Origin of the sequence: Methylobacterium sp. E-025, assembly GCF_022829705.1 — a bacterium.
Lineage (GTDB): Bacteria > Pseudomonadota > Alphaproteobacteria > Rhizobiales > Beijerinckiaceae > Methylobacterium.
Map to the genome: position 1 here is coordinate 1 of NZ_JAKSYR010000117.1, position 4,214 is coordinate 4,214.

Sequence of the window (4,214 nt, forward strand, 5' to 3'; positions counted from 1 at the left end):
GCACGTCCGTCGGCAGGACCGGCTCGATCACCGCCCACTCTTCATCCGTCAGGTCAAACCGCGCCATCCTCGGTCCTCCATTCGGAGAACCAACGATGCCACGGCCAAACCGTGCCAGACGTTATGAGTTCACGACCTAGGCCTCTCGACGCTTGCGCGCCGGCGGCGGTCGCGAACGTCGACAGGTAGCTCGGCACAGAGAGCACGTGATGACAGGCCGGTGAGGGCCAGTTCCCTGCACCGTACCCGTGAAGCCTCGGGCCGGGTGATCGCGTGAAGGTCGGTGCTGCGGGGAACAGGAACCGCCAGCATCGGCTTATGGCCTGTGCTTTGTCATCCTACTGTAGCCGGTGCGGATCGGCGTTTGCCCTGATCCAGCGTGGCGATAGGATGTCGCCGTCCTCAGTGATGATCCAGGGCTGCGCGTCGTCGCGCCTGGATGCTTTCGGCCGCAGCCACAAGGGCTTCGCGCAGTGTGGAGAACGCCTGCCCGCGTGCAATCTGAGCCGGCGCGCCGGACGGCCAGACAGTCAGCTCGGCACGCTTATCGAGGTCGGCGAGTACCATGCTCATGCTCCGGTTCATTGCAGAAGCGGAGATGTTTACCGCTGCACCATGATCGGCATGTGGTAATCTGGTTACTGAACCGTGTCGCTGCCGTCACGGGGGTGTGAAGACGAGTTTGCTTCAACAATGAAATGGCGGTTTTGCGCCGATCAGCCTGTCCACCACGGACGCGCGACCACGCGACAGCGCCTGAACCATGTTTCTGATGCCACATCGACAAGTACCCTATTTTGTCCTGTCACACCACCTCCCTCGGGTGGCGAGCAAGCCAAAAACTGCTTCATGATAGATGCAAGGGCGAAGGAGACGCCGATGAATCTGTCAGATTTCAGGATTGGATCAGAGTTCACATGTTCCGGCCGGCGCTACCGCTGCACCGACATCGGCACACGCACGGTGCTCGCGATCCAGGTGGATGAAGCGACGATCGCCAGCAAAGAGCCTGGCAAGCCGGTCACGACTCGGCTGGTATCCCGACAGGAGGCTGAAGCGATCGGATGGTTCACAGGTCCGCCGTACAGCGTGATCGAACATGTGTTCGACGAAGAGGACCAGGATCTATGTGAACCAGTCTGAGGCCGGCAAGGCTGCGATCATCGACGGCGTTCCAGGCGATCGCTGGCCCGGGGCTCATATTCAGCCAACACCGTAAGCTCGATGCATCATGGGAGGGGTTACACTCTTTCCGCCTAACGCAGGACGATCCGAGGTGCCCGATCTGGCAGGTATGGGCAGCGGCATCCAGTGTGTGTAGTCGTTCCATGACCACCCCCGGTCATCTTCCGGGTGGACGCCCTTGCCACGCATGTCGGCGCGGATGATGTGCATTTCGAATTGAGCGGAGGCACCCTTCTCGATCCATAGGCCAGCAACGAACCGTTGCCCGTCCCGAGGTGCGCTTTTCATACCCTGCCAGCTCACAATTTCCCCCAACCTCTCCTGTGCCCGCAGGATCAACGAGCTATTGACGGCGAAGGTCCGCAGCGTCTCGTTATCAGCGGTAGCTACGGTTTTGCTCGGCAAGCGTTTGAGGAACACCAACGGTGACGTACACCCTCCACCGGCTTGCACTCGGTAGTTATGACCTTGCGCTCGATGGGAAAATCGTCGGTAGCCTCGTTCGAAACATCACCGCGGGCGGCGGCGTAAGCGAGTGGCAGGCCGAGCTGCTCGACGCCGTTCCCTCGGATCAACGACCGCCTCCTTTTGAAAGCGTGACACATGGCTTTAGGTCGCTGGAGGCGGCGATCGCGTGGTTGGGAGGGGCGATAGTCAGCGAAGCAGTCGATAACGGCTAGCGAAGCCGTACGGCAAGCTAGCAGCAACCCTGGCAGAGCGATGCGAGGCGGTCAGTAGGGTGGTCAGAACTGATGCCGTAAATGGTTGATGCCTGCTTCATAGCTGGCCAATCGGCGCTTGGTGGGCGTTCATTTCCGCTGCTGCGTTTCAGCTCGCGCCTTATCGAAGGCCTCGTGCCCCGTAGCTCCTTCGTCATTGCGCGGCGCCTCAATATCACTGGGCTCCGTAGCGCCGGGCGACAACGAACCCTGCGACCTACCGGTCGCGGGGAGATCTTCGTAGGATCGCTCGCCAGGCGGCGTTTCAGCGGGATCGGTCTCGGACCGCTTTGGGTCGATCATAGTCGAGACGCTCCCTATCGGTACGACAGCCCCTACAGTCTGATGGTAGTGGGTATCCAAATCGACTGAGCGATCACAGGGATGGCTTTAGATCATCACCACCTCGACGGCCAATCCGCCGCTGCTAACGGTCTGCGGGATGTCGGAGTGATCATAGTACCCCGCCTCGTGCGCCATCGCGTCGAGGGCTGCGATCTCATCCGTGGCCGAGCCGGTCCAAAGGATGGCTCCGGTCGCACGCTGCCTGACCTGAAACACCTTCATCGCACCCCTCCGGACTCGCCGAGAGAACAAGCGCGGCGGTGACGAACCGTTCCGTGATTTGTCCATAAGAACGTTCATTTATGGCGAATAGCATCACAATCCTAAGTTTATAAAAATTGCAATCGGCCTTTTGATATGCCGCAGGAACATTGGCTTGCTGGATTTGTTGGGCTAGATATTCCAATAAAAACGGTATTCTATTATGCTTCGCTTCTCATTCATTGGCAGAGCCGGTTTGGCCGTTTGCGCCGTGCTGATGCTAGCGCCAGGAGCGTCCGCCCAGACAAAGCCCGGTGAGATCAAGGGTATCGAAGCAATGGGGGATAAGAATCGAAGCGCTCAGGACGGTTGGAGCCAAGCCCCGGTGCCTCGGGAAGGGTCAGCGTCGAAGGATGCTGCCGACCCTGGTGGTAACTCGACTGCGGAAAACAAGACCCGGCCTGTTCCTTCTGCGGCTACGAATTACGCTCCTGGCAAAGATCCTCAGGCGCCAGCGGAACAGCAGTCCTCTGGCCCTTCCAGAATGGACCTTGTCGAGCCCGCCAAGTGAGTTCCGGCAAAAATATACGATTACCGGGGGCATTAAGGTAACGCCCTTGCCAATCAGCGGCTGACACCCGATCGCCCATACTCCCCTGTTACTCCTAGTCAGCCGCTGATCGGGTAGCCGAGGGCGCGAGGAACGAGGATAGAGCTGTCGAGCCGACCTTGACCTTCCTGAGGTCACGCCTGGCATACCAGCTGAACGTGCTGCACTGCGAAATCGTTGCGTGCTTTGGCGTGTTACCTTTTTGCTTTTCAGGCCGCCTCGGCGGGCTCCGCATCGTGCAACGACGGCACGTAGGCGCACCACTGGCAGATGCCCATATCTGCCGCCCGTCTGTCATTCCGCTGTGAGCAGTGCGGGCACGCCCTGCGTAGCAGTTTGAAGCCGGTCAAGCCCCCCTTGACCGCGTCCCCGGAATATAATCTTGCCTTCAGGCAGCACTCTTGGCCTAGCGTATGCTGACATGCGGTCTCGAAATAGAGGCGAATTGCTTGTCATACAACCAGAGGCCGAAGCCAACTACTGAGCGCGAAAGGGGGTGCGGTATGCGTATCTTGCATCATTTGATTAGTCGATTGCGGCAGCGCTTGACGCAGCCCGACCTAGCTCTTTGAAAAGGTCGATCAGACTGTTGGGGTCGACGTTGTAGGCCCGAGAAGCCGATCGTAATCGGCTTCCGGCATTCCGTAGCAAGCGCCCGCTTGAGCAAGCAGGTACTCGCGGTCCTTGATGGTGATGGTCCCACGCTTCGTTGCGATGACCCCAGCCCGTTCCAGAACGGCCATCGCCTCGCTGACACCAGTGCGGTTCACGCCAAGCATCAACGAAAGGAAGCGGTGGGTCGTCGAGAGGTCGTCGCCCTCAGCCCGATCGTGGCACATCAGCAACCAGCGGGCGAGACGAGCTGCAAGCGCGTAGCGTGCGTTGGCTAGTGCTGTTCCTGCCATTTGCGCGGTGACAGTTTGCACATAGAGAAGTAACCGTTCACCCAAGGCCGAAGATCAGGGCAGGATCTCGTAGAAACTCGAAGCAGATAATGCCCAGGCCAAACCTGTATTCTGCACCCGGCCATCATAGGGGGCTTGATCGGAGCCAAGCAGCAGCGGAATCCCGACGAGGCCCTCGCAGCCAACGAGCCCAATCTCAGCCTGTTCGCCATCGGGGGCTTGCGCAACCAGCGAGACGATGCCGCGTTC

General features: G+C 59.6%; 5 protein-coding genes and 1 pseudogene. 2 read left to right on the top strand and 4 right to left on the bottom strand.

The features are described from left to right. Positions 1 to 402 precede the first annotated feature (402 nt). On the bottom strand, positions 403 to 567 hold the full coding sequence (locus tag MKK64_RS17625) for a hypothetical protein (RefSeq protein ID WP_313898919.1): 165 nt from the start codon (positions 565 to 567) through the stop codon (positions 403 to 405). 312 nt (positions 568 to 879) lie between these two features. Here MKK64_RS17625 and MKK64_RS17630 point away from each other — a divergent pair, with 312 nt between their 5' ends. After that, positions 880 to 1,143 carry a hypothetical protein gene (locus tag MKK64_RS17630; RefSeq protein WP_243936180.1) on the top strand — a complete coding sequence of 88 codons (264 nt, stop codon included), beginning with the start codon at positions 880 to 882 and terminating at the stop codon, positions 1,141 to 1,143. A 467-nt stretch (positions 1,144 to 1,610) separates the two neighbouring features. Then, positions 1,611 to 1,865 carry a hypothetical protein gene (locus MKK64_RS17635; RefSeq protein ID WP_243936181.1) on the top strand — a complete coding sequence of 85 codons (255 nt, stop codon included), beginning with the start codon at positions 1,611 to 1,613 and terminating at the stop codon, positions 1,863 to 1,865. A gap of 429 nt (positions 1,866 to 2,294) precedes the next feature. Here the strand turns inward: MKK64_RS17635 and MKK64_RS17640 are convergent, their stop codons facing one another. The 3 genes and pseudogenes from MKK64_RS17640 to MKK64_RS17650 form a co-directional block, all read right to left on the bottom strand. After that, entirely contained in the window at positions 2,295 to 2,471 is a 177-nt protein-coding gene (locus MKK64_RS17640) for a hypothetical protein (RefSeq protein WP_243936182.1), read from the bottom strand. Between the two features lie 1,170 nt (positions 2,472 to 3,641). Continuing rightward, on the bottom strand, positions 3,642 to 4,010 hold the full coding sequence (locus MKK64_RS17645; protein ID WP_243936183.1) for a Crp/Fnr family transcriptional regulator: 369 nt from the start codon (positions 4,008 to 4,010) through the stop codon (positions 3,642 to 3,644). Positions 4,011 to 4,019: 9 nt separating this feature from the next. Beyond that, positions 4,020 to 4,214, bottom strand: a pseudogene (locus tag MKK64_RS17650) (cyclic nucleotide-binding domain-containing protein); the annotation flags it as partial.